23 protein-coding genes and 1 tRNA gene are annotated in these 24611 nt (G+C 71.6%); 12 read left to right on the top strand and 12 right to left on the bottom strand.

Going from position 1 to position 24611, the window contains the following annotated elements:
* Positions 1-291 precede the first annotated feature (291 nt).
* Entirely contained in the window at positions 292-516 is a 225-nt protein-coding gene (locus tag JW613_RS25735; RefSeq protein ID WP_209213294.1) for a hypothetical protein, read from the top strand.
* Between the two features lie 84 nt (positions 517-600).
* On the opposite strand, the gene JW613_RS25730 is transcribed toward JW613_RS25735, so the two are convergent.
* The gene (locus JW613_RS25730) at positions 601-1761 is read right to left on the bottom strand and encodes an FAD-dependent monooxygenase (protein WP_209213293.1); all 1161 of its coding nucleotides are present in this window, start codon (positions 1759-1761) and stop codon (positions 601-603) included.
* Positions 1762-1901: 140 nt separating this feature from the next.
* Here JW613_RS25730 and JW613_RS25725 point away from each other — a divergent pair, with 140 nt between their 5' ends.
* Together JW613_RS25725 and JW613_RS25720 are read left to right on the top strand one after the other, a co-directional pair.
* Complete coding sequence (locus JW613_RS25725; RefSeq protein WP_209213392.1) at positions 1902-2396, top strand: TetR/AcrR family transcriptional regulator; 495 nt, start codon at positions 1902-1904, stop codon at positions 2394-2396.
* A 201-nt stretch (positions 2397-2597) separates the two neighbouring features.
* Complete coding sequence (locus JW613_RS25720; RefSeq protein WP_209213292.1) at positions 2598-3134, top strand: phospholipase A2; 537 nt, start codon at positions 2598-2600, stop codon at positions 3132-3134.
* A 33-nt stretch (positions 3135-3167) separates the two neighbouring features.
* Here the strand turns inward: JW613_RS25720 and JW613_RS25715 are convergent, their stop codons facing one another.
* Both JW613_RS25715 and JW613_RS25710 read right to left on the bottom strand, forming a co-directional pair.
* A complete protein-coding gene (locus JW613_RS25715) occupies positions 3168-3950 on the bottom strand; it encodes a sulfite exporter TauE/SafE family protein (RefSeq protein WP_209213291.1) in 783 nt (260 codons plus the stop codon).
* 108 nt (positions 3951-4058) lie between these two features.
* A complete protein-coding gene (locus JW613_RS25710; RefSeq protein ID WP_209213290.1) occupies positions 4059-5309 on the bottom strand; it encodes an FUSC family protein in 1251 nt (416 codons plus the stop codon).
* A gap of 322 nt (positions 5310-5631) precedes the next feature.
* On the opposite strand from JW613_RS25710, the gene JW613_RS25705 reads away from it, so the two are divergent.
* The gene (locus JW613_RS25705; protein ID WP_209213289.1) at positions 5632-7692 is read left to right on the top strand and encodes a phosphocholine-specific phospholipase C; all 2061 of its coding nucleotides are present in this window, start codon (positions 5632-5634) and stop codon (positions 7690-7692) included.
* A gap of 229 nt (positions 7693-7921) precedes the next feature.
* Positions 7922-8707: a L,D-transpeptidase family protein gene (locus tag JW613_RS25700; RefSeq protein WP_209213288.1), complete on the top strand. Its 786-nt coding sequence runs from the start codon at positions 7922-7924 to the stop codon at positions 8705-8707.
* Between the two features lie 35 nt (positions 8708-8742).
* Here the strand turns inward: JW613_RS25700 and JW613_RS25695 are convergent, their stop codons facing one another.
* The 5 genes from JW613_RS25695 to JW613_RS25675 form a co-directional block, all read right to left on the bottom strand.
* On the bottom strand, positions 8743-9369 hold the full coding sequence (locus JW613_RS25695) for a LysE family translocator (protein ID WP_209213287.1): 627 nt from the start codon (positions 9367-9369) through the stop codon (positions 8743-8745).
* A 93-nt stretch (positions 9370-9462) separates the two neighbouring features.
* Positions 9463-10518 (bottom strand): tartrate dehydrogenase, encoded by a 1056-nt coding sequence (locus tag JW613_RS25690; protein WP_209213286.1) that lies wholly within the window; start codon positions 10516-10518, stop codon positions 9463-9465.
* 110 nt (positions 10519-10628) lie between these two features.
* Positions 10629-11513, bottom strand: coding sequence for a LysR family transcriptional regulator (locus JW613_RS25685; RefSeq protein WP_209213285.1), 885 nt, complete (start codon positions 11511-11513; stop codon positions 10629-10631).
* 23 nt (positions 11514-11536) lie between these two features.
* Positions 11537-12433, bottom strand: a complete 897-nt coding sequence (locus tag JW613_RS25680; RefSeq protein WP_209213284.1) for an alpha/beta fold hydrolase — start codon at positions 12431-12433, stop codon at positions 11537-11539.
* Between the two features lie 121 nt (positions 12434-12554).
* Positions 12555-13220 (bottom strand): maleylpyruvate isomerase family mycothiol-dependent enzyme, encoded by a 666-nt coding sequence (locus JW613_RS25675; RefSeq protein WP_209213283.1) that lies wholly within the window; start codon positions 13218-13220, stop codon positions 12555-12557.
* A 263-nt stretch (positions 13221-13483) separates the two neighbouring features.
* Between JW613_RS25675 and JW613_RS25670 the strand changes: the two genes are divergently transcribed.
* From JW613_RS25670 to JW613_RS25660, 3 genes are all read left to right on the top strand, one after another.
* On the top strand, positions 13484-14983 hold the full coding sequence (locus tag JW613_RS25670; RefSeq protein ID WP_209213282.1) for an MFS transporter: 1500 nt from the start codon (positions 13484-13486) through the stop codon (positions 14981-14983).
* A 278-nt stretch (positions 14984-15261) separates the two neighbouring features.
* Positions 15262-16011: an SDR family oxidoreductase gene (locus tag JW613_RS25665; RefSeq protein ID WP_209213281.1), complete on the top strand. Its 750-nt coding sequence runs from the start codon at positions 15262-15264 to the stop codon at positions 16009-16011.
* A gap of 154 nt (positions 16012-16165) precedes the next feature.
* Positions 16166-16588, top strand: a complete 423-nt coding sequence (locus JW613_RS25660; protein ID WP_209213280.1) for a PPOX class F420-dependent oxidoreductase — start codon at positions 16166-16168, stop codon at positions 16586-16588.
* Between the two features lie 199 nt (positions 16589-16787).
* Here JW613_RS25660 and JW613_RS25655 read toward each other — a convergent pair.
* A tRNA-Leu gene (locus JW613_RS25655) sits at positions 16788-16872 on the bottom strand.
* A 139-nt stretch (positions 16873-17011) separates the two neighbouring features.
* Here JW613_RS25655 and JW613_RS25650 point away from each other — a divergent pair.
* The 3 genes from JW613_RS25650 (at position 17012) to JW613_RS25640 (ending at position 19926) form a co-directional block, all read left to right on the top strand.
* Positions 17012-18343, top strand: a complete 1332-nt coding sequence (locus tag JW613_RS25650; protein ID WP_209213279.1) for a M20/M25/M40 family metallo-hydrolase — start codon at positions 17012-17014, stop codon at positions 18341-18343.
* Between the two features lie 255 nt (positions 18344-18598).
* On the top strand, positions 18599-18832 hold the full coding sequence (gene chpH, locus JW613_RS25645; protein WP_209213278.1) for a chaplin ChpH: 234 nt from the start codon (positions 18599-18601) through the stop codon (positions 18830-18832).
* Positions 18833-19002: 170 nt separating this feature from the next.
* Positions 19003-19926, top strand: a complete 924-nt coding sequence (locus JW613_RS25640) for a chaplin (protein WP_209213277.1) — start codon at positions 19003-19005, stop codon at positions 19924-19926.
* A 185-nt stretch (positions 19927-20111) separates the two neighbouring features.
* Here the strand turns inward: JW613_RS25640 and JW613_RS25635 are convergent, their stop codons facing one another.
* Positions 20112-20300, bottom strand: coding sequence for a DUF5703 family protein (locus JW613_RS25635; protein WP_030408284.1), 189 nt, complete (start codon positions 20298-20300; stop codon positions 20112-20114).
* Between the two features lie 47 nt (positions 20301-20347).
* Between JW613_RS25635 and JW613_RS25630 the strand changes: the two genes are divergently transcribed.
* A complete protein-coding gene (locus JW613_RS25630) occupies positions 20348-21241 on the top strand; it encodes a hypothetical protein (RefSeq protein WP_209213276.1) in 894 nt (297 codons plus the stop codon).
* Between the two features lie 134 nt (positions 21242-21375).
* Here the strand turns inward: JW613_RS25630 and JW613_RS25625 are convergent, their stop codons facing one another.
* Positions 21376-23547 carry a helix-hairpin-helix domain-containing protein gene (locus JW613_RS25625; protein ID WP_209213275.1) on the bottom strand — a complete coding sequence of 724 codons (2172 nt, stop codon included), beginning with the start codon at positions 23545-23547 and terminating at the stop codon, positions 21376-21378.
* Positions 23544-24602, bottom strand: coding sequence for an aldo/keto reductase (locus JW613_RS25620; RefSeq protein ID WP_209213274.1), 1059 nt, complete (start codon positions 24600-24602; stop codon positions 23544-23546). The genes JW613_RS25625 and JW613_RS25620 overlap by 4 nt, the downstream gene beginning before the upstream one ends.
* Positions 24603-24611: the final 9 nt, after the last annotated feature.

Here is a 24611-nt window from a genome sequence, read left to right as displayed (position 1 = left end):
GGCCATCCCGTGCAGCGTGGAGTCAGCGCCCGCAGTCAGGTCGTGTCCGGCGGGTCAGTCGAACGTCCTGGTTACGGCCATCGAAGTACCCCCAGCCTCCAGCCGGGTGGTCCCCACCGGCTCGGGCCGTCGTGGTGGCAGGAGGAAGCCCGCCGCAGCGTCGACAATGCACCCGGTAAGACAGCCGAGGGCTCCTGCGGCCGGAGGCTGGGGGAGGGAAGCTCGATCACCGCTACCACCACGTTCGGCTTGATGTGCCGGACACGGGCCAGTCGAACCGAAGGAGTTCCCATGCCTCGCTTTCCCCACCTTTCCCGCACCGCCACCACCATCGCCGCTCTCACGGTGACCGCTCTGGTCCCGCTGTGCGGGGTCGCCCAGGCCGCCCCGTCCGACGACCGGGGGACGAGTGCTTCCGCCCCGGCGCCGGCTGCCGAGTCCCCGGGCCTTCCCCGGCTGCTGAAGCTCGGCGACGGCAAGGGGCTGCTGGGCTTCGACTTCCTGGGCCTCCTCTGACACACCCGCCCTCGTTCCGCCGAACCGCTCGCCCCTCGCGGGCCGAGCGGTTCGGCCGTATCCCGACCCCGCACCCCCGTCCGGTCAGCCGAGTGCGGGCGGCTGCCAGTCGGCGTGCCGCAGCACGGCGCGCAGCGTCACCCCCGAAGGGGCGAGGCGCATCGCCGTGTTGCGCAGCGCGACGGCCACGGGATGGGACAGCTGCGCGCCCAGCCGGCCCGCCTGCCGCGCGGCGCGGGCGACCGCCTGGCTGCGGGGGCGCCGTTCGGCGTCGTAGCGGGCCAGCCCGGCACCGACGTGCGGCGCCGTGGCGAGCGCGGCGGCCAGCACGGTGGCGTCCTCCAACGCCTGGCACGCGCCCTGCCCCAGATTGGGTGTCATGGCGTGGGCCGCGTCACCGAGCAGCGCGATCCGGCCGACGGCGAAGCGGGGCAGGGGCGTGGCCAGCTCGTGGACGTCGTGGTGCAGTACGGTCTCGGGCCGGGTGGCCTCCAGCAGCTGGGGGATCGGGTCGTGCCAGCGGTCGAAGCGGCGGCGCAGTACGGCGAGGGTGTCCCGGTGGCGCAGGCCGGGCGGCGCGGTGAGGACCGCGTGCCATTCGGCCCGGCCGTCGGCGAACGCGATGTGTCCGAACTCCGCTCCGGCACCCCAGGTCAGCTCGAAGTCGGTGCCCGCGTCGACGGGCTCGTCGGTGATGGCGCGTACGACGGTCGAGCCGCTGTAGCGCGGACCGGGGTGCCGTGGGAAGAGCCGGCCGCGCGTTAGGCTGCCGATCCCGTCGGCGGCCACCACCAGGTCCGACTCCAGTACGGTGTCGCCGAGCGGCACCCGTACCCGGTCGTGGTCCGGGTCGTCCTCCACCGTCAGCACTTCCTCGCCGGTCAGCAGCGCGCCGGACGGCAGGGCGTCGCGCAGCGCCCGGTGCAGTGCGGCGCGCGGTACGCCGACGATCGGTGTGCCCAGTTCGCGCTCCAGCGCCGCACCGTCCATCCGGGCCAGCCAGCGGCCGCCCGGGGTGCGGGTGCCTCCCGTGTACTGGGCCCTGGCCGTCTCGCGTACCGGGGCGCCGACGCCGAGTGCCTCCAGCGCGCGTATGCCGTTGGCGTGCAAGGAGATGCCCGCGCCCGCGTCGTCGAGCACGGGGGCGCGCTCGACGACCGTCACCTCCCAGCCGATCCGCCGCAGTCCGATGGCGGCGGCCAATCCGCCGATGCCGCCGCCGACGACGACCGCGCAGCGTCCCATGCCGACCCCTCCTCCTTCTACAGGTGTAGAAGGAGGGTACAGAAGGGTCTCTACAGGTGTAGAAATGGGGGGTGCACAAAGAGAGCAACCGCCGCACCGTGCTCGCGGACGCGGCCGTCGAGGTACTGGCCGAGGCCGGGATGCGGGGTCTGACCCACCGTGCCGTCGACCGGGCCGCCCGGCTGCCGCCCGGCACCACCTCCGCCTACTACCGGACCCGCCAGGCCCTGTTGACCGCCCTCGTCACCCGCCTGGTCGCCCGCGACCAGGCGGAGCTGGAGGCGGCGGGGCGCCGACTGGCCGCCCCCCGCGACGCCGGCGAACTGACCGCGGCGCTGGCCGGGTTCGTGCGGCGGCGGCTGACGGGCGAGGGGCGCCGCCGCACCCTGGCCCGCTACGCGTGCACGGTCGAGAGCGTCCACCACCCCGAGCTGCGCGAGATCCTCCTGCCGCGCGAGAACGCCGCCCGAAACGTGGTGCGCGCGTTCCTGTCCGGCCACCGGGTCGCGGACGCCGAGGAGCGCACCCTCACGCTGCTGGCCTGTGTGGACGGGCTGGTATTCGACCGGCTGGTGAACGGTGGCGAGGTGCCGGACGAAGAGCTGCGCGGGCTGGTCGACGCCGCGCTGCGGTAGCCCCGGACCGCACGGCCCGTCGCCGAACCGGCACCGTCCCCCACCACTTCGCCTGGCGGACGGGCACGACGGGCACGGCGGTGGGCTCCCGGCGGCCGTCGACCCCGGCGCTTCCCCCACAGGAGCGAAGCAGCGTACCGGAGGACCGGTGCGGCTCGTTGACAGGTCGGCAGCGCTCCGAGCCGAGACCTGGGGGTCACGATGCGCGCACTGTTCCCGACCACGTTTCCGACCACGCTGGCCGCCGGAGTGCTCGCCGCATCCGCGACGTTGGGCGGCCTCGCCGTCCCGGACACCGCCGAGGCGGCCACCCGGGCGGCGGCCGACCGGGTACCCGCGAGCGCCGCCCCGGCCCAGCCGTCGGTCCGCGCCGAGGCCGACCGGCTGATGAAACTCACCTACCGGCAGTTCGCCAAGGCCCCGCACCGTCCGCCGTTCGACTGGACCACCGACGGCTGCTCCGTACCGACCGAGCAGTTCCCCTACAGCAAGGTCTTCCGTCCCGCCTGCGTCCAGCACGACTTCGGCTACCGCAACTACGGCGGCAACGGAAAGCTGAAGCTGGACCCGACCCGTGAGACGAAGAACTGGATCGACGGCCGCTTCCGCACCGAACTGCGGCGGATCTGCGACCACGAATTCGCGGACGCGCAGCGCAACCGCAACTGCCGCAACGCGGCCGAGACCTACTACCTCGGCGTCCAGATCGGCGGCGACAGCGCCTTCTTCCCGCGCTGACCCCCGCGCCCCTCCGAAGCGGCGGCCGGTGGCTCAGCCGCCGGCCACCCACTGGTCGTACGCCAACTTGCCGACCAGAGCGGCAACGGTGACCAGGAGGACGACCCGCACGAAGCCGCTGCCGCGTTTGAGTGCCATATGGGCGCCGACGAAGGCGCCGGTCATGTTGCACAAAGCCATGACAGGAGCCAGCTTCCACAGGACCGTGCCGTGCCACATGAACATGGCGAGGGCGCCGATGTTGGTGCAGACGTTGACGACCTTGGTGGTCGCCGAGGCAGTGACCATGTCCATGTTGAGCAGTGCCACCAGGGCGATGACCAGGAACGTGCCCGTGCCGGGGCCGAGCAGGCCGTCGTAGAAGCCGATACCGGCCCCCGCCACCGCGAACGCCGCGAGCACCCGGCCCCGGGTGACCACCCCGCCCGGCGCGTGACCGAAGTGCGGCCGGAGCACCACGAACGCGGCGACCGCCAGCAGCAGCACGATGATCAGCGGCCGGAGCAACGCGCTGTCCACCCCGGCGGCGAAGAACGCCCCGCCGACCGAGGCGAGGGCCGCGACAACACCCAGCCGGCACGCCAGCCGTACGTCCACCGGCGCCTTACGGGTGTAGGTCACCGCCGCGGCCGAGGTGCCCACCACGGAGACCGCCTTGTTGGTGCCCAGCGCGTACGCGGGCGGCAGTTGCGGGAAGGCGATCAGCAGGGCCGGCAGCTGCAGCAGGCCGCCGCCGCCCACGACGGCGTCGATCCAGCCGGCCAGCGCGGCCGCGGCACACAGCATCGCCGCCGCGGTGAGCGATATGTCGTACACGGATGAAGCTGTCCTTGCTGAGTGTGTGCCCCGGTTCGCCAAGAGCCGTCGGCCCGTCGCCCCGTGCGGCCGGGCGCCTCAGCATCCCAGACGAGCGGAAACCGCCGCTCACCGGGCGGCACGCTCCTGCAGCTCGCCGGTCCGGGCGGCCTTCTCGACGGTGTACTGGAGCGTGTCGTGGGTGTGCTGGGCCTCGGCCAGCAGCCGGACGGCCTCCGAGAGGAGGATGCCGTAGGGGCGGGAGGGATCGCTCAGCGGCAGGGAGGTGCCCCGGGTGTTCTCCACCAGCTCGGTACGCTTGCGCTGTGCCGCCTCGTTCGCCCGGTGCAGCTCCCGAAGCTGGTCGGCGAGCTGCCGCTCGTCGACCAGGCTGAGCTGGCGGGTGACCCCGGAGAGCGCCTCCAGCAGATCGGCGTAGTCCCGCAGGAAACCGCGGCACTCCTCGCCCTCCTCGTCCTGCGGCCACTGGTGCAGCGTCCGCGTCATCGACGTGAACTGATGGGTGACCCGCTCCAGGGCGTCGACCAGTTCGCTGTAGCCGGAGAAGTCCTCGTGCCCCCAGCGGCCGGGCAGCAGTCGCCGGGGGTTGTAGTACCTGCTCTCCACCGCCGTGTGCAGCGCCGAGCGGGCCTGGGCCACCAGCGGTCCCAGCGTCGCGGCGCGCCGCCGCCAGTGCCGGGTGCGCTCCTCGTCCATGTCTCCCTCGCGCAGCGCGGGGTGGATGTCGTCGATGAGGTCGCACAGCGAGTGCGCCAGGGCGCGGATGCTCTCCTCGGCGCCGCGGTAGCGCATCGGCGGCAGGACGGTGAGGTTGATCAGTACGCCGATCCCGCAGCCGATGCCGACCAGCACGAGGATCTGGCCGAGATGTTCGAGCCGCTGGGGAGTGCCGGTTGCCGAGACATAGGTGGAGAAGGCGAAGAACGCGGCGGTCGTCACCTGCAGGCCCTGGACGCCGAGCTGTCGCCAGCGTCCGATGATCAGTGCGATCAGCGCGACCAGGACGAAGGTGAGCAGATCGGGTCCGGCCAGGAAGCCCAGCCCGGCCTGCACCGACACCCCGGCGACCACGGCGGCCAGATAGCGCAGCGCCTGGAGCAGCGACTGGTAGATGGTCACCTGCATGATCAGTACGGCGGAGAAGGGGGCGAAGGCGGGGGTCTGCGCGTCCATCAGATTGTGGGCCACGTACCACGAGGCGGAGGCCGCCAGAGTGCTCTTGCCGATGATCTCCAGGGTGCTGCGTTCGTGCCCCGTCGATCCCTTGGCGCGCGCCAGCCACTGCTGTGCCCGCGCCCACCTGCCCTGCGCGCGCGGTGCCTGCTCGTCGTCGTGGGACACATCCGTCTCCTCGCTCATCGTGGCTCCCTCACCGCGTCATCGTCCGCCCTTGCGACGTCTCGGCGACTTCGACCGGGCAGATGTCGGAGTGCCCCGTTTCCCCACCGGTGGCGTGTGGCGGTGGTCACGGTGCCGGTTTCCGCGGGTAAGGGAACGCAGCGCGACGGCACTCGACCCGCTTCCTGTCGCCATCAGTGCTGGTGGTAGGGGTGTGCCTGTCTCGCTCCGCCCCCAGATGTTGCCAACTTGTTCATACAGGTGGCCTTCCACGAGAGCGGTGTTCTTGACAGACTCTGCCGGTCCGACGTTTCCGAACACGCCCTGTGAGGTCAGCAGACCCATGCCAGAACTCAACCGGCGCCGGTTCCTGCAGATAGCCGGCGCGACCGCGGGCTTCTCGGCCCTGACCGGCAGCATCGAGCGGGCCGCCGCCATCCCCGCGGCCCGCCGGTCCGGCACGATCGACGATGTCGAGCACATCGTCGTGCTGATGCAGGAGAACCGGTCCTTCGACCACTACTTCGGCACGCTGAAGGGCGTCCGCGGCTTCGGTGACCCGCGTCCGGCCGCTCCCACGGGCAAGCGGACGGTCTGGCAGCAGTCCGACGGCAACAAGGACGTGCTGCCCTACCACCCCGACGCCGAGAACCTGGGCATGCAGTTCATCGCGGGCCTCAACCACGACTGGGCCGGTGGTCACCAGGCGTGGCACGAGGGCAAGTACGACCAGTGGATCCCCGCCAAGGGCACCGGCACCATGGCGTATCTGACCCGGAAGGACATCCCCTTCCACTACGCGCTCGCCGACGCCTTCACCGTGTGCGACGCCTACCACTGCTCGATGATCGGGGCCACCGACCCCAACCGGTACTACATGTGGAGCGGCTACTCCGGCAACGACGGCGAGGGCGGCGGCCCCGTCCTGGGTAACGAGGAGGCCGGGTACGGCTGGACGACCTACCCGGAGCGGCTGGAGCAGGCCGGCGTCTCCTGGAAGATCTACCAGGACATCGGTGACGGCCTGGACGCCGACGGCAGCTGGGGCTGGATCGAGGACGCCTACCGGGGCAACTACGGCGACAACTCACTGCTGTACTTCAACAAGTACCGCGACGCCGAGCCCGGCGACCCGCTCTACGACAAGGCCCGCACCGGCACCGACGCCAAGAAGGGCGACGGCTTCTTCGACCACCTCAAGGCCGACGTCAAGGCGGGCAAGCTGCCGCAGATCTCCTGGATCGCGGCGCCCGAGGCCTTCACCGAGCACCCCAACTTCCCCGCAAACTACGGTGCCTGGTACATCTCCCAGGTGCTGGACGCGCTCACCTCCAACCCCGAGGTGTGGGCGAAGACGGCGCTGTTCATCACCTACGACGAGAACGACGGCTACTTCGACCACGTCGTCCCGCCCTACCCGCCGGCCTCCGCGGCCCAGGGCAGGTCCACCGTGGACACCGCGCCCGACTACTACAAGGGCGGCGTGGCCGGCTACGCGCCCGGGCCCTACGGCTTCGGCCAGCGCGTGCCCATGCTCGTCGTCTCCCCCTGGAGCACCGGCGGCTATGTGTGCTCCGAACTGTTCGATCACACCTCCCTCATCCGCTTCATGGAGCGCCGCTTCGGCGTGCACGAGCCGCACATCTCGCCCTGGCGGCGCGCCCTGTGCGGCGACCTCACCTCGGCGTTCGACTTCACCCTCAAGGATACCGACCCGGCCGACCTCCCGAACACCGACGCCTATGAGCCGCCGGACAACGAGCGGCACGACAGCTATGTGCCCAAGCCGCCGGCCAAACCGGCGCTGCCCAAGCAGGAGGCGGGCTCCCGGCCCACCCGCCCGCTGCCGTACGCACCGCTGGTGGACGGCACGGCTCGACCGGCCGACGGGAAGTTCACGCTCACCTTCAGCGGCGGCAAGTCCGCGGGCGCCTTCTTCCTGGTCACCTCGGCCAACCGCACCGACGGCCCCTGGACCTACAGCACCGGGGCGGGCGAACAGCTCTCCGACACCTGGAACACCGTCTACTCCGACGGCAGCTACGACCTGACGGCGCACGGACCGAACGGCTTCCTGCGCACCTTCAAGGGCCCCGGCAAGCAGGCGGGCCCCGAGGTGGCGGCACGCCACCTCGCCAAGAGCGGCGACATCGAGCTGACCTTGACCAACACGGGGAAGAGCGACTGCGCCCTGACGGTGACCAACGCCTACGGCGGCGCGGAGCAGACCCACAAGGTGCGCGCCGGAGCCACGGTCGTCCGCACGGTGAGCCTGCGGGAGAGCAAGCGCTGGTACGACCTGACCGTCACCTGCGACGCCCACGCCGACTGGCAGCGCCGCCTCGCCGGGCACGTCGAGACCGGTGAGGCCGGCGTCAGCGACCCGGCCACGCTGACGGACTGACGCCTCGCCGGGCCGGCACGCTTGCACCGGCACGCCCCCGGCCCCGGCACCGGCCGCCCTCACCCCGCTCCGGGGGCGGGTGGCCGGTGCCGGGGCCGCAGGAGGGGAGGGGCGAGCGGTGCGGCGTGGCCGGAGAACCGATGCGACGCCGAAGAACCGATGTGTGGCGCTCAGGTGAATCCGCCCCATTCCCTGGTGCATCCGCGACATCCCGGGCAGATGCCCGGGCATGCCAGCGAACAATTTCCTGCTCTCACCGCGCAAGGCCCAGTTGCCCGCCCTCACCCTGCTGTTGCTGCTCGCGGCCACCGAGGTCGCACCCGCCCAGGCGCTCGCCCCGCCCGTGCGGGACGCGGCGTCGGCACCCCCGCCCGCGGAGCCGGGACGCCGGACGGGGGAGGGCCCGGACAGATCCGCGGCGCCGTGCTCGACCAGGACCGGCCCGCAGCAGCGGGAGGTGGAGAGGTTCCTGGGGCGCCCGGTGGACGGCAAGCAGTCGCCGCAGGACTGCGCCGCGATCCAGCAGTTCCAGGAGCAGGAGGGCGTTCTGCCCGCCGACGGCTTCGCCTCCCCCGCCACCTACCGGGCCCTGTACGCGCGCTGGGCGGCGGCGCATCCGGAGAAACTGCTGGCGGACAAGCACTGCCCGCCGACGCAGGGGCGTGTGGCCTGCCTCGATCTGACCCACCAGGTGATGTGGCTGCTCAAGCGGCGCAAGGTCGTCGTCCGCGCGGTACCCATCCGCAGCGGGGCGCGCGGATACGAGACGCGTACCGGCCGGTTCAAGATCCAGCGGCGGGTGCGGGACGACTACTCGACCCTCTACAACCAACCGATGCCGTTCAGCCAGTACTTCAGCGGCGGCCAGGCCCTGCACGGCACCAGCAAGAACATCTACAGCCCGCCCGGATCGCACGGCTGTGTCAACCTCCGCCTCGAGGACGCGGAACGCCTGTGGAACTGGATGCGGGTCGGCGACCCCGTCCGCATCTGGGGCCGCAAACCCGCGACGTGACGCGACGCCCCGGCACGGGGCCGGACGCCGCCGCCTCATGGCTCGACGGCCAGCCGCACCCCCAGTCCGACCAGGACGGTGCCGGAGATCTGTTCCATCCGGCGCCGTACGGACTGTCGCCGAAGCACCCCCGAGACCCGTCCGGCCAGCCAGACCAGCGGGAGGTACCAGATCAGGTCCACCACGGCCCAGATCACCGAGAAGGCCAGCAGCATCGGCAGGACGGGTGCGCCCTCCGGTACGAACTGCGGCAGGAAGGAGACGGCGAACAGGCCCGCCTTGGGGTTGGCGAAGTTGGTGACCAGCCCCTGCCACAGCGCCCGCCGCTGTGACACCGGCGCCGTCCGAGCCGGTTCCCCGACCGGCTCCGGGGCGCGTCGCCGCACCCGCCACAGCGCCCGCGCTCCCATCCAGACGAGCACCGCGGCGCCGGTGATGCGTATGACGTCGTAGGCGATCTGCGAGGCCAGCAGCAGGGCCGACAGCCCGAAGGCCGCGGCAAGCCCCCACAGCAGCACACCGCACTCGTTGCCCAGCACGGTGGCCATGCCGGTGCGCCGGCCGTCGACCACCGCCCGGCGCACGATCACCACCGTGCTCGGCCCCGGAACCATGGCGATCACAAATGCCGCGCCGAAGAACGCGACGAACGAAGTCAGCATCGGGGCAGCATTGCCGAGCCTGTGGAGGACTCACAAGCCGTTTCCCGCCTCGGCCGTCCCCGGCCGCCCGTACCCGTACCCGCGCCCGTGGGGTCAGAGCAGTTGGAGGATCTCGTCGGTGAACTCGGCAGTCGTGGCGGTGCCGCCCAGGTCGGGGGTGCGCACCTCGCTCCCGGCCAGCACCGCGGCGATGGCCCCGGTGACGTCCCCGGCCGCCTCGGGGTGACCCAGGTGGTCCAGCATCAAGGCGGCCGACCAGATGGCACCCAGCGGGTTGGCGACACCCCGGCCGGCGATGTCGGGAGCGGAGCCGTGCACCGGCTCGAACATCGAGGGGAACTCGCGCTCCGGGTTGAGGTTGCCGGCCGGGGCGATGCCTATCGAGCCGACGACGGCGGCGGCCAGATCGCTGAGGATGTCGCCGAAGAGGTTGGAGGCGACCACTACGTCGAAGCGTGCCGGCTCCAGGACGAACTTGGCGGCCAGCGCGTCGATGTGCTCCTGGTCCCAGGCCACCCGCGGGTGGACGGCACCGCGTTCGGCGACCAACTCGTCCCAGAACGGCATGGTGTGCACGATGCCGTTCGACTTGGTGGCGGAGGTGAGCGTACCGCCCCGGCGCTCGGCCAGCCCGAAGGCGTAGTCCAGCACCCGGGTCACCCCCGCCCGGGTGAACACCGCCTCCTGTACGGCCATTTCCTCCGGGAAGCCACGGTTCGTCCGGCCACCGATCTCGCTGTACTCCCCCTCGACGTTCTCGCGAACGACGACGAAGTCGACCTCACCGGCGGCCGCCCCCCGCACCGGGCTGTCGATCCCCTCGAACACCCGGATCGGCCGCAGGTTGACGTACTGGCGGAAGCCGCGCCGAATGGGGATCAGCAGCCCCCACAGCGAGACATGGTCCGGGACCCCCGGGTAGCCGACCGCGCCGAGCAGAATGGCGTCCTTGTCGCGGAGGCGGTCGAGGCCGTCCTCGGGCATCATCGCGCCCTCGCGCAGATACCGTGCGCAGGACCAGTCGAAGGACTGGTAGGAGAAGCCGAAGCCATGGCGACGGCCCACGGCGTCCAGCACCTGCTGCGCCGGGGGCAGAACCTCGGCGCCGATGCCGTCGCCCGGGATCAGAGCAATGCGGTGGTCGGTCATGCGTCGATTGCAGCAACCCGCCCGCCGGGCCGTCCAAGACCCGGTTGCGATCTGCCTTATAAGCCGGCGCTATCGACCGTGTCGGCTCCGGCGGGCGTCAGACGTCGGCGTCAGACGTCGGCGCCGGGGAGGGCGGTCCTCACGAACGCGGTGGCCGCCGGGGAGAGCCGGGCGCGGCGGCTGATCAATCCGAGGTTCAGTGTCGACCGCGGCTCGATCTCCAGCACCCGGGCCCCGGTCCGTTCCGCCATGCCCCGCCACGACTCCGCGACCACTGCCAGTCCCACCCCCGCCAGCACCAGCGGAAGGATCGCCACCCGGTGCTCGGTCTCGGCCGCGATGGTGAACGCGATGCCGCGCTCGCGCAATCCGTCCACGTAGGCACGCATTCCGGTGCCCCGCTGCCCGACGATCAGCCGCTGCCCGGCCAACTCGGCGGACCGCACGGACCGCCGCTCGGCGAACGGCCCGTCGGGGGCGGTCACCAGCACGAACCGCTGTTCCCCCGCGGGGTGGGCGGTCACCTCCTTGTCCGGCAGCGCCCCGGAGGTGGCCACCAGCCCCAGTTCGGCGGAGCCCGTCCGGACCATCTCGACGGCCTCGCGGGAGGTGAAGGCCGCCTTGACGACCACCGACACCCCGGGATAGCGGCTGGTGAAGGCCCGGATCATCGTGGTCAGCGGTTCCACCGCCTGCGACGGCATGGCCGCGATGTCCAGCCGCCCCTCGCGCAGCTCGTGCACGGCGGCGACGCTCGCCCGGGCCGTCTCCAGGCTGCGCACAGCCGCTCGGGCGGGCTCGATCAGCGCCGCCCCGGACTCGGTGAGCACCGCCCGCCGGCCGATGCGGTGGAACAGTTCACTGCCCAGATCCCGCTCCAGCCCGCGAATCGCCTGCGACAGCGACGGCTGCGACACGTACAGGGCGGACGCCGCCCGGTTGAACCCGCCGTGGTCGACGATCGCGAGGAAGTACTCCAACTGCCGGATGTCCATAGGGGGCATTCTCGTTCCGCCCGTCAGGGGTGGGCGGCGAGGAACGCCCGCAGACAGTGCGCGGTCCCCTCCGGGGCCTCCTCCGGAACGTAGTGGTCGCAGGGCAGGGCCTCACCGCGTACGTCGTCGGCGTACGCGCGCCACGCGCCGAGGACGTCGTAGTGCCGGCCCACGAAACTGTGGGCGCCCCACAGCGCGAGCAGTGGAGCGGTGACGCGCCGGCCGGCCTCGGCGTCCGCGTCGTCGTGGACGAGGTCGATCGAGGCAGCCGCGCGGTAGTCCTCGCAGGAGGCGTGGACGGCCGCCGGGTCGGAGAAGCAGCGGATGTACTCGGCCAGCGCGGCTTCGCTGAACGGCCTACCGCCGTGGTGGCGTGCGCCCATCCGCGTCCGGATCCAGAACTCCGGGTCCCGGCCGATCAGGTGCTCCGGGATGCCGTGCCCGGCCGCGAGGAAGAACCAGTGGTAGTAGCCGTGCCCGAAGTCGGCGTCGGCCTGCTGGAAAGCGTGGCGGGTGGGCACGATGTCGAGGACCGCCAGCGCGGAGACGGCCTCGGGACGGTCCAGGGCGAGGCGGTGTGCGACCCGGCCGCCCCGGTCGTGCCCGACGACGGCGAACCGGGCGAAACCCAGCTGGTGCATCACGCACAGCTGGTCGTACGCCATCGCCCGCTTCGCGTAGGGCCGGTGCTCCGCGTCGGAGGGAGGCTTGTCGCTGTCCCCGTAGCCGCGCAGATCCGCCAGGACGACGGTGTGTGTGGCGGCGAGGACGGGGGCGACGTGGTGCCAGATGAGGTGGGTCTGCGGATAGCCGTGCAGCAGCAGAACCGGAGGCCCCTCTCCCGCAGTGCGCACATTGATGCGTACACCCTCGGCGTCCACGGTGTGACGGGCGAAGTCCGCCGGCAGCAGGTCACTCATGGCCCGATCCCAGCAGCGGCCCGCGAGCGCGTCCAATACCGGTAGGTGAGCACCCTTATAGGCCGCGGCTATCCGGCGGCCACGGGGACGCACGGGAGGAGGTGCGGCTGCCCGACATCGGTCACCCGTTCCCGCAGCGGCTGCGGAGAAGCTCCACACCGTCGCCCTCAAGGTCGTTGCAGTACGTCGCCCGTCCGGTCATGCCCATCACAAGTGCCGAGGTGGGGCCCGAGACCACCGGCCCGGAACCGGTCGTGAAAGGACCGTCGTCCGCGGTGAGTCGCAGTCCATCGATGCGTTTCCTGGCGACGACCACGAGGTCCGAGCCCTGGTAGTACTCGGCCACCCGTGTGACGACCTCGACCGGGTGGTGGTGGCGGATGCCCAGGGGGCGCCGGATGTCCTCCCCGTGCACGAGCGTCTCGCCCAGCATGGCGATGGCGGGCAAGGGGGGCTTGGTCGTGCTCGGGACGATGCGGCGGAACCGTTCGAGCGTCTCGGCCGGAGTCGCGCCCAACTGCTCTGCCAGCCGCATGGCAACCTGCTTGTCGAAGTCGAACCGGCAGCGGAGCACGCCCGTCAGCCAGCTCACGGCGTTGAGACTCGCGCCCGCGGTCATGTGCGCCAGTACCTCGCGCACCGTCAAACCGGTGCACAGCGACGGCGCTGCCCACTGGTCGTCGGTCAGATCCTCCAGATCCGCCGCCAGCGCCGCTCGCTCAGTGCGTATCAAGGGCCACACGCCGGTCCCGCGGCTGCGGTCCGCTGCCGGTTCCGGATCAGTCATAGGGGCAAGGTCTCCTGTCACGGTTCGCGCGCTGCGAGGCGCCTGGGCCGGACCCGGGCGGGCGTCCGGCACGGGTGTCGCGAAAGAGACTCCTGGCCCCGGGCAAAGTCATCGCCGCGAGTGACCCTTTCTTCATCTCATTCGTCTTCTTCTCACCGCGGGCTTCAACCGGGGCGTGAAGGTTGTCCGCTCATCCACCTCTGTCCCATGGGCCGGAGGCGACGAAAAGTCTCCGGGGTCGGTTCAACGAAACACTTGAATCCATGAATGACCAAGACATCGAACCGCCCGGCGCCAAGCCCACCGCCGAGGTCCGCGACGTCGCGGAAGGACCCTCCCTCGCACGGCGCCGCTGGTGGACGCTGCTGGTGGTGAGTGCGGCCCAACTGCTCGTCGTGTTGGACGGGACGATCGTGAACATCGCGCTGCCCTCCGCGCAGAGCGCGCTCGCCATGTCCGACGCGAGCCGGCAATGGGCGGTCACCGCCTATGCGCTGGCCTTCGGTGGACTGCTGCTGATCGGCGGCAGAGTCAGCAGCGCCCTCGGCCACCGGCGCACGTTCATGATCGGCCTCGTCGGCTTCGCCGCCTCCTCCGCGCTGGGCGGGGCCGCCGTGACCCCCGAACTGCTCTTCGCGGCCAGGGCCCTGCAGGGTGTCTTCGCCGCAGTACTCGCCCCGGCCGGGCTGTCCCTGTTGAGCACCACCTTCACCGAACCACGCGAACGCGGCCGGGCCTTCGGCGTGTTCGCGGCGGTCGGTGCCGCCGGATCGGCCCTGGGCCTGGTAGCCGGGGGACTGCTGACCGAGTACGCCAGCTGGCGATGGTGCCTCTACATCAACGTTCCCGTCGCGCTGCTCGCCCTGCTCGGCGCGACACGGGTGCAACCGGACCGCCCCCTGCGCGGTGACGGACCGCTCGACGTCGCCGGCGCGCTCCTCAGCGCCTCGGGCTTCGCAGCGGTGGTCTATGCCTTCAGCGAAGCTGAATCGCTCGGGTGGGACTCACCGAAGGTGCTGGCACTGCTGACCGGTGGAATCCTGCTGCTGGCCGTGTTCGCCGTCGTCGAAGTCCGAACTCCCCGCCCGCTTCTCCCGATGCGCGTGCTCCTGCACCGTGCCCGCGCCGGTGCACTCATCGCCATCACCCTGCTGTTTGTCGCCATGTTCGGCTTCTACCTGTTCATGAGCTACTACACCCAGACCGTCCTCGGCTACTCGCCGGTCCAGGCGGGCCTGGCACTGCTCATCAACGCCTTGGCCGCCCTGCTCGGCTCCACGCTCATCGCCGGGCGACTGCACGGCCGCGTCGCACCCGGAATGCTGATCCTGCCGGGCCTGCTGGCCGCTGCCGCCGGAATGTTCGTCCTGACCCGCCTGACACCGCAGAGCACGGACATCCTGCCGCAGTACCTGGCACCCGCCCTGGTACTCACCGGGCTCGGCCTCGGCTGCGTCATGCCCCCGACGGCCAGCCTGGCCACCGCGAACATGCATCCGCGGGACATCGGAGCCGCGTCGGCCGCCTACAACGCCTCCCAGCAGCTCGGAGCCGCACTCGGTACCGCACTGCTCAACACCGTCGCAGCCACCACCACGGCGTCGTACCTGGCGGCGCCGCACCACGCCACGCAGACCGCGGCATCCGTGCACGGATACACCGCCGCCCTGACAGTCGCCTTCGGCATCCTCGTCGCCACCGCGTGCATCGTCGCGCCACTCACCGCGACCCGCACCGCGCGAGAAGCCGGCACGCAAAGGTGACTGCTGCCCTCGCTCTGCCCTCGCGAAGCGGTGCTGTCGACCTTGACGCCCCGGGGCGTTGCCGAGGGTGAGGACCACACCGCGTGGCCGGGGTCCGTTCGGGCCCCGGTCACCTGCAGCCGGGGGCCAAACCGAGCCGGCGGGCGCCCTTCGGGCTCGTTGCGCAGATGCTGGTGAGGCTGCTCGCTAGCCTTCCGTTCGAAATGTCCGAAACATGCATTTAGTCTCAATGGAGAAGCGGTCGAGCGGCTGTCGGCCATGAGGCGAGGGAGAACGGGATGCCGCAGAGCACGCTGCAGGGCAAGGTCGCGGTCATCGGCGGGGGCGAGAAGAACCTGGGAGGGCTGCTGAGCAGGACCTTCGCTCAGGACGGAGCGAAGGTCGTGGTCCACTACCACACGTCGGACGACGAGGCGAAGCGGACGGTGAAGGATGTCCAGGACGCCGGAGGACAGGCCGTCTCCGTCCAGGGCGACCTGACCCGGGTCGCGGACGTACGGCGGCTGTTCGACGCGGCGAAGGACGCCTTCGGCGGAGTGGACGTCGCGGTGAACACCACCGGAATGGTGCTGCGCAAGCCGATCCTGGAGATCAGCGAGGAAGAGTACGACCGAATGTTCGGCATCAACGCCAAGGCGGGGTTCTTCTTCATCCAGGAGGCCGGACGGAACCTCAACGACCACGGCAAGATCATCAGCCTGGGCACGTCCCTGCTGGCGGCCTTCACCGACGGCTACTCCACCTACGCGGGCGGCAAGGCGCCCCTGGAGCACTTCACGCGCGCTGCGGCCAAGGAGTTCGCCGACCGGTACATCTCGGTCAACACCGTGGCACCGGGACCGATGGACACTCCCTTCTTCTACCCGCAGGAATCCCCGGAACGGGCCGAGTTCCATGCCTCGCAGGCCATGGGCAACCAGCTCACACACATCGAGGACATCGTCCCCGTGATCCGGTTCCTGGCCACCGAGGGCTGGTGGTTCACCGGCCAGACGATGTTCCCCAACGGGGGCTACACCACCCGCTGATCCGGCACCACCTCGACCGGGGCCGACCACCGTCTCCCGCACCGGCCGACACCGGCCCCGACCCCGGAACCGCCGCCGGGTCGGTCGTGAGGGGCGGTCCGCTTTCTGAGAGGCTCTTTGTGACCCTTGGAAGTGCGAGATACGGAGGCCCACCGTGTCCAAGCCCCCGCTGCCGACCGAGGCCGTGGAACTGCTGCGCCGCCCCAACCCGTGCGTCATGGCCACCTTGCGTTCGGACGGCACACCGGTCTCCACGCCCACCTGGTACGTCTGGGAGGACGGCCGTGTACTGATCAACCTCGACGAGGGCCGGGTCCGCCTCAAGCACCTGCAACGTGACCCGCGCGTGACCCTCACCGTCCTCGACGGCGACAACTGGTACACGCACGTCACCCTCATCGGACGCGTCATCGAGACGTACGACGACCAGGGGCTGGCCGACATCGACCGCATCGCCACCCACTACACCGGCAACCCCTACCCCGACCGGGTCCGCGCCCGCGTCAGCGCCTGGATCGAGGTGGACCGCTGGCACGGCTGGGGCACCCTGAAGGACAGCGACCAGGCCTCCGTGTGATCCCCACGCGGGCGGCTGCCCCGTGCCGGGCCAGCCCCGACTGAGCGTTCGGGGCCAGGGTGCTGTGTCGGGCAGCGGAGCCGGACCTGATGATCGGCGCCCGCTACGAACCCTTCGCCCGGCGCCCTCACATACGACTCGCGGCGACAGATCGGTGACCTTCTCAGTCACGACCTGCCGCCGCGTGTACGTATGTGTGTGTCGGGAGGGGGACTTGAACCCCCACGCCCTGTAAAGGGCACTAGCACCTCAAGCTAGCGCGTCTGCCATTCCGCCACCCCGACCGGGTGTGTCGCGGGGCCGGTGGGAGGCCTTGCGACGGGTTAAACCTTAGCACCCGATGAGGACTGCGATCACCCGCCCCTTGGGGTGCCGGGGTGCGGGCGGGAGGATGGGGGTCTACCTGCGAGAAGAGGAGGCAGTGTGAGTGCCGATAGCGCCGCGACCGCGAGTGCCGCTACCGCCGAGAGCGAGGTCGTCGATCTCTGCCGCGAACTGATCCGGATCGACACCAGCAATTACGGCAACAACGAGGGCCCCGGGGAGCGGGCGGCGGCGGAGTACGTCGCCGAGAAGCTGGCCGAGGTCGGGCTGGAGCCGCAGATCATCGAGTCCCGTCCGGGCCGCGCCTCGACCGTGGCACGGATCACGGGCGAGGACCCCTCCCGCCCCGCCCTGCTGATCCACGGGCACACCGACGTGGTGCCGGCCAACGCCGACGACTGGACGCGGCACCCGTTCTCCGGGGAGATCGCCGACGGCTGCGTGTGGGGGCGCGGTGCCGTCGACATGAAGGACATGGACGCGATGACGCTGGCGGTCGTGCGGGACCGGATGCGTACCGGGCGCAAGCCGCCCCGTGACATCGTGCTGGCCTTCCTGGCGGATGAGGAGGCGGGCGGCGTCTACGGGGCACGGCACCTGGTCGACAACCACGCCGACCTCTTCGAGGGGGTCACCGAGGCCATCGGTGAGGTCGGTGGGTTCTCCTTCACGGTCAACGAGGACCTGCGGCTGTATCTGATCGAGACGGCCCAGAAGGGCATGCACTGGATGCGGCTGACCGTGGACGGCACCGCCGGTCACGGGTCGATGACCAACAACGACAACGCGATCACCGAGCTGTGCGAGGCCGTGGGCCGGCTGGGCCGGCACAAGTTCCCGGTGCGGGTCACCAAGACGGTCCGCTCCTTCCTGGACGAGCTCTCCGACGCGCTCGGAATCGAGCTCGACCCCGAGGACATGGAGGAGACCCTCGCCCGGCTCGGCGGCATCGCCAAGATCATCGGCGCCACCCTGCAGAACACCGCGGCACCCACCCAGCTCGGGGCCGGCTACAAGGTCAACGTCATCCCCGGGCAGGCGACCGCTCATGTGGACGGCCGGTTCCTGCCGGGGCACGAGGAGGAGTTCCTCGCCGACCTCGACCGGCTGCTCGGTCCGCGCGTACGGCGCGAGGACGTGCACGCCGACAAGGCGCTGGAGACCACGTTCGACGGTGCGCTCGTGGAGGCCATGCAGTCCTCGCTGCGCGCGGAGGACCCCGTCGCCCGAGCCGTGCCCTACATGCTCTCGGGCGGTACCGACGCCAAGTCCTTCGACGACCTGGGCATTCGCTGCTTCGGCTTCGCGCCGCTGAAGCTGCCGCCGGAGCTCGACTTCGCGGGAATGTTCCACGGGGTGGACGAGCGGGTGCCGGTTGACGGACTCCGGTTCGGGGTTCGGGTACTGGATCGGTTCCTGGACCAGGCCTGACGCCGTGGGGCGCTGGTCGGGCCCCCGTTGATCGGATGCTGTGACCGGCGCTTTTCCGATCTGCGCCGGTGATCTGTCGCAGCCTCGCCACCGCTGTCCGTCGCAAGGGTGATGTCCCCGGAGCGATATTCGGCCGCCTGTGCGGAAGTGACCGGGACGGGTGAATGATCTAGTCAGTTCGTAGCCTGATTCCGCCATCCTCGTTACAGGGAGTGCGGTCCCCGGTTGGGACCGTATTGCCAACTAGGAGGAACAATGATCAAGAAGGTCATCGCCGCCGCGGCTGCCACCAGCGGTCTTGTGCTGGCTGGTGCGGGTATGGCCGTCGCCGACTCCGGTGCGCAGGGTGCCGCCGTGCACTCCCCGGGTGTCGTTTCCGGCAACGTCGTGCAGGTCCCGGTCCACATTCCGGTGAACGCCTGCGGCAACACGATCTCCGTGATCGGTCTGCTGAACCCCGCGTTCGGCAACACCTGCGTCAACGACTGACATCACGTCTCATCCGATCCGATCGGTGAGTACATGAGTTCTGAGCGGCCCCGGAGCACGCGCCACGCGCTCCGGGGCCCTCGGATCTTGAGGGGGCGGGACGGCGCGCGCGGGTGCGCCTCCCCCTGGCCTGTTACAGACAGCCATCACTAGGCAGGGGATTCCACAGCATGCGTCAAGGCACCAGAAAGGGCCTGATCACCATGGCCGCCGCGGGCGGCCTCCTCGCGATGTCAGGGGGGACCGCGTTCGCCGACTCGGGAGCCCAGGGCGGCAGCGCGAACTCGCCGGGGGTGCTCTCCGGCAACACGGTCCAAGCACCGGTGAACGTCACGGTGAACGTCTGCGGCAACACCGTGAACGTTGTCGGTCTGCTCAACCCGGCATCCGGCAACAGCTGCGGCAACGGCGGGCACAGCCCGCAGGGCGGGCGCGGGGCGCACGCGGACGGCTCCACCCAGGGCTCGCCCGGCGTGGGCTCGGGCAACAACGTGCAGGTCCCGGTCGATGTACCGGTGAACGTCTGCGGGAACACCGTCGATGTCGGCGGCGCGCTCAACCCCGCGCACGGCAACGGCTGTGCCAACCCGTCGAAACCCTCGGACCCGGGGCCGGTCGACCCGGGGTACCCGGAGGAGCCCGGCAATCCGGGCGAGCCCGGTGACCCGGGGGAGCCCGGTGACCCGGGCGAGCCGGGGGACCCCGGTGACCCTGGTCAGCCGGAGCAGCCGGGGGAGCCCGGCGATCCAGGTGACCCAGGCGACCCGGGGAATCCGGGTCAGCCCGGTGACCCCGGCGATCCGGGTGAGCCCGGGAAGCCCTCCGAGCCCCAGCAGCCGGGTCAGCCCGGTGACCCGGGTGACCCCGGTAGCCCCAATGAGCCCGGCAGCACCGGTGAGGTGCACGCTCCTTCCGAGCCGGAGGCCGTAGCGGCGTCCGACACGACCAAGGGCGCCGGAGCCGAGGCGCGGGACGGTGGTGAACTCGCGCACACGGGCTCCGGTGGGCTCGGCGTCGCCGCACCGCTCGGCGTGGGCATGCTCGCGGGCGGCTACGTGCTCTACCGGCGCTCCCGGGTCGCCGGCCGCCGCTGACGTACCGGGCCACCAGGCCGCCGGGCACAGCGCAGGGAGCGGTCCCGCGACAGCGGAACCGCTCCCTCGAAGCCCCTCGTCAGCGACCGATCGCAGCCGAACCGGTGACCTCGGGACCGATGGCCGCCGGACCGATGGTCACCGGGTCGGCCGTCGGGTCGGTCACCGGTCCGGCCACCGGGCTGTCACCAGGTGGGGCGCAGCTGACGGATGATGCGGCGGCGGAGACGCACCCGACGGCTCCCGTCCGGGTACAGCCGCATCCGGGCCAGTTCCCAGTGCCCGTACTCGGCATGATCGGTCAGCAGTTGGGTGGCAGCCTTGCGGGAGACGCCTCGAGGGACGTACACATCACGAAATTCGTATTCCGGCATCCTCTCTATTGTGCGGATGGACCCCGTCTGCCGATAGCGTCTGCACTATGTCTGATGCTGCGCAGCCCACCGCTGCCGACGTACGCGCCGCCGCCGAGGCGGTCAAAGCCGCGCTGGACCGGCACCTGGAGGCCGTCGAGCGCCGTGCGGGGGAGTCCCCGGCGCCTGCCGGAGCGGGCTTCGACGCCGGTGCGGCTGAGCGGGACGCCTCGTCGGCAGAGCAGTACGCCGCCGAACTCGACTCCGCCGTCTACGCCGCCTTCGACGCACTGGCCGCCGCGGGTGAGCACTACGACGAACTGCTGTACGAGGTCTATGACGAGGTCACCCCCTTCGAGATCCCCAGCAGCGAGAGCCTGCCCGCGTACACAGGGCCGGAGGTGCCCAGCGCGCTGAGCGTCCTGATCCGGCGGGACTATGTCATCTCCGAGCCGCACCGGCTGCAGGCGCAGGCCGAGCGCGTCACCGAGCTGGACCCGGAGGCGGCCGAGGACGAGCGGGTCGAGAGCGCCGCACCGGGCAACAGCGTGCACGCGGCGCTCGGCGTGCTCTTCGGCGAGTACGAGCCGGACGAGATCGCCACGCGCCACAAGGAGTTCGGCCTGGAGGAGGGCGACTCCACCCTGTGGGTCACGGCGGTGGACGAAGCCGCCGAGCCCGGCGAATGGCTGTCGGCCCCCTTCGAGCAGGCGGATCCCCAGCGCGTGATCTGCCGCTTCGACGTCAGTTCCGTCTTCGACGAGGACGAGGAGGACCTGCTCCTCGAAGCCCGCAGCGAGGACGATGACGACGAAGACGAGGAAGAGGACGAGGAACGGGACGCCGAAGGGTACGACGAGGACGAGGACGGGGAAGACGAGGACGAGGAGGACGACGACTCCGAAGGCGAGGCGTTCGACGACCTCGACGGAACCGCTCCCGCAGGCCGGCGAAGCAGGTAGCAGGAGCAGGTAGCAGGAGCAGGAGCAGGATCTGCGCGGCCCGAGGCACGGCACCGCCACGGAGAGGCGCCGCGGTCCGTGCCCCGACCACGGCCCGCCCCGCCCGGCTACGGCTCACACGTCCGTACTCCGGCTCACATGCCGGGCTCCTGCGCCGCGTCGGCCTCCGCCGCCCGCGCTGCTTCGGCCGCGCGGGCGGACTCGGTCAGGAGGGTGCGCAGCCGGGTCGTGCGCTCCCGGCCCACCACGGAGGCGACCGCGTGGGGGAGCGCGTCGCCCGCACCGTGTACGACCGACAGATGGCGCTCCGCGCGGCCGAAGGCGGTGTAGACCCACTCCCGGGTGAGCGCCCCCGTCGCGTCCCCCGGCAGCACCACGACGGCGGCGGGCCAGCGGATACCCGCTGCCTGATGGGCCGTCACCGCCCAGCCGTGCCGCACCGTTTCGGGTACGCGCTCGGGCGGGACCGTCACGCCGCGCTCGCCACAGGCCAGATGGAGGCCGCGGTCGTCGGCGGAGGTCACGGTGCCGACGCTCGTACGGCCGGGAGCCGGTGAGTAGGCGATCCGGTCGCCGGGGTCGAAGCCGCCGAAGCGACCGGGGCCGGGATTGAGCCTTTCCTTGAGGGCGGAGTTCAGCGCGCGCGTCCCCGCCGCGCCGCCGTGCCCGGGGGTGATCACCTGGGTCTCGGTGGAGGGGACACCGAGTGCGCGGGGCACCGAGTCGGCGACGAGCTGCACCGTGCGGTGCACGGCTTCCCCCGGGTCGGCCACCGGGACGATCACGACCTCCTTGCCGGGCGCCTCCACCTGGTTGAGCTCCCCGATCCCGACGCCCGAGACCAGCTCGCCCACCGGGCCCGGGTCCGGGGTACGCGAGGCGATGTGCGGGCAGTACTTGGCAGCCACCAGATCCCGGAACACCTGACCCGGGCCCGCGGCACCCAGCACGCCCGGGTCTCCGCTGAGCACCAGCCGTACTCCGTCGGGCAGCGACTCCAGCAGGCCCGCGGCCGTCTCCGCGTCGAGTTGGGGCGCGTCGCAGACGGCCAGCAGATCGACGGTGAGGGCCCCTTCGTCGTCCCGCTCCGGCCCTTCCGTACCCCCGAGGACACCGGCGACGGTGGCACTGCCTGCGCCTGCGCCCTGGTCCGGTGCGGCGTCGTCCCCCGCGTCGGCGAGGAGTCGGGCCATGCGGGCGCGGCCGTCATCCGTATGGGTGAGCGCCCAGGCGCGAAGTCCGAGCCCTCTGGCGGCCGTGACCAGCGCGGCGACCTCGGCGCGGGACGCCTCGCCGCCCGTATGGGTGACCAGCCCGCTCCCGGCCACGGCGTGGATCAGCTCCCGCGCGGAGGGGGAGGGGGCGCCCTCGGCGACTGCCGCCCACTGCTCGGCGCCGGGGGTACCGCCGCCGTGCCCGTCGTCCGCCTCCTCGCCGGCCGAAGGGGCGGAGTCGAACGTGCCGGCGATGCGGGCGAGCCCGTCGGCCAGGCTCTCTTCCGCCAGCGCGTACCGGTCCAGTCCCACCAGGACGTTGACCGGGCGTTCCACCTCCTCGCTGTCGTCCTCGTTCATGGCCGAGGGGACCGGCCCGGCGTCCAGCGCGTCCTCGAAGACGAGTACGGCGCCCGCGTCCACCGCCTCCCGTACGGCCTCGTCCGGGTCCGGCACCGCGTGCCGGGCCAGTCCCTCGGCGAGTGCGTCCGGCGTCAGCACCGTGTCGCCCCGCAGCGCCGCGCGCTCCAGCAGCCGGCCGACCAGCGCGACCGCACGGCGCGGGTCACCGGGTCCCGCTCCGTCGCCGAGCAGGGCGCGGGCGAAGCCGTCGGCCTGTTCCGGGTGCACCCCGGGGACCGCGAGGAGCTGCCACGGATCGGTCCGCAGCAGCCCGGCCGCGCCCTCACCGAGCGTCTCGACCACCGGCTGCCCCAGCGCCTCGGGCGCCCCGCCCTCCGCCAGCAGGGCCCGCACCTCGTCCGGGACGGTGACCGGCCCGGCTCCGCGCCCCGGCTGCCGCCCGCCCCGCTGGGCGGCGGAGTCCGGGGGGCCCGGGCGCCGGGGCGCCGCGCTCCCCGGCTGCTCGCCGCCCGTCCCGCGGCCCTGACCGCCGACGGCGGACTTCCCGGCACCGCCGGAGCTGCCGTCGGCTCCGGTGCTGCCGTCGGCGGTGCTTCCGGTCGGGCCGCCGGGGGCGGCAAGCCGGGCGGGCCTGGCCGGTGGCTCGGTGAAGAACGAGGCGGCGGAGCGTTCGCCGCTCTCCACCGCGCGGACGGCCGCGAGGAGTTCGGCTGCCTTGTCGTTGCTCACAGCTCGCTCCAGTCATGGTCGGGGTAGCGGTGCACGGGTGCCGAGACGTCGTCCAGCGCCGCGCGGATTTCGTCTGGAAGACTAAGGCCCTCCACTGACAGCGCCTGGGTGAGCTGCTCGGCTGTCCGTGCCCCGACGATCGGCGCCACCACGCCCGGCCGATCGCGCACCCACGCCAGTGCGACCTGGAGCGGGGGCAGGGCGAGCCCGTCGGCCGCTATGGCGACCGCGTCCACGATCCGTCCGGCGGTCTCGTCCAGGTACGGCTCGACGAACGCCGCCAGCCGCTCGGAGGCGCCGCGCGACCCGGTCGGCGGCGGGCCCGGCTGCCGGTACTTCCCGGTGAGCACGCCGCGGCCCAGCGGTGAGGACGGCAGCAGCCCGATGCCCAGGTCCCGCGCGGCGGGCAGCACCTCCCGCTCGATGCCGCGCTGGAGCAGCGAGTACTCCATCTGGGTGCTGGCCAGCGGATGCCGTACGCCCGGTGCGGCCAGCTGCCAGGTGCCCGCCTTGGCGAGCTGCCAGCCGGAGAAGTCGGACACCCCGGCGTAGCGGGCGCGCCCGCTGCTGACGGCCGTGTCCAGTGCCTGGAGCGTTTCCTCCAGCGGGGTGTACGGGTCGTAGGCGTGCACCTGCCACAGGTCCACATGGTCGGTGCCCAGCCGGTCGAGGGAGGCGTCCAGCGCGGTGAGGAGGTGGCCGCGTGAGCAGTCGATGCGGCGGTCGGGGTCGGGGATGCTGCCCGCCTTGGTGGCGACGACCAGGTCGCTTCGCGGTACGCGGTCGCGCATCAGCCGACCCAGCAGATACTCGGCCTCGCCGTCGCCGTAGACGTCGGCCGTGTCCACGAGCGTGCCGCCGGCTTCCCAGAACGCCTTGAGCTGGTCCGCGGCGTTCTGCAGGTACTGGTCGTGCTGCCCGTAGGTGTCGTGCTGACCGCCGCGTCCGGCGCGGTCGGCCTGGCCGGACGCGCCACCGCTGCGCGCCCAGCCGAGAGTGCCCAGCCCGATCCGGGATACGCGCAGGCCAGTGCGGCCGAGGTGCCTTAGCTCCATGGGCGTTGA

This window comes from Streptomyces smyrnaeus (genome assembly GCF_017676345.1).
GTDB classification, from domain to species: Bacteria; Actinomycetota; Actinomycetes; order Streptomycetales; family Streptomycetaceae; genus Streptomyces; species Streptomyces smyrnaeus.
The sequence above is the reverse complement of the archived record's forward strand: the minus strand, read 5'-3'. Positions and strand labels throughout refer to the sequence as shown.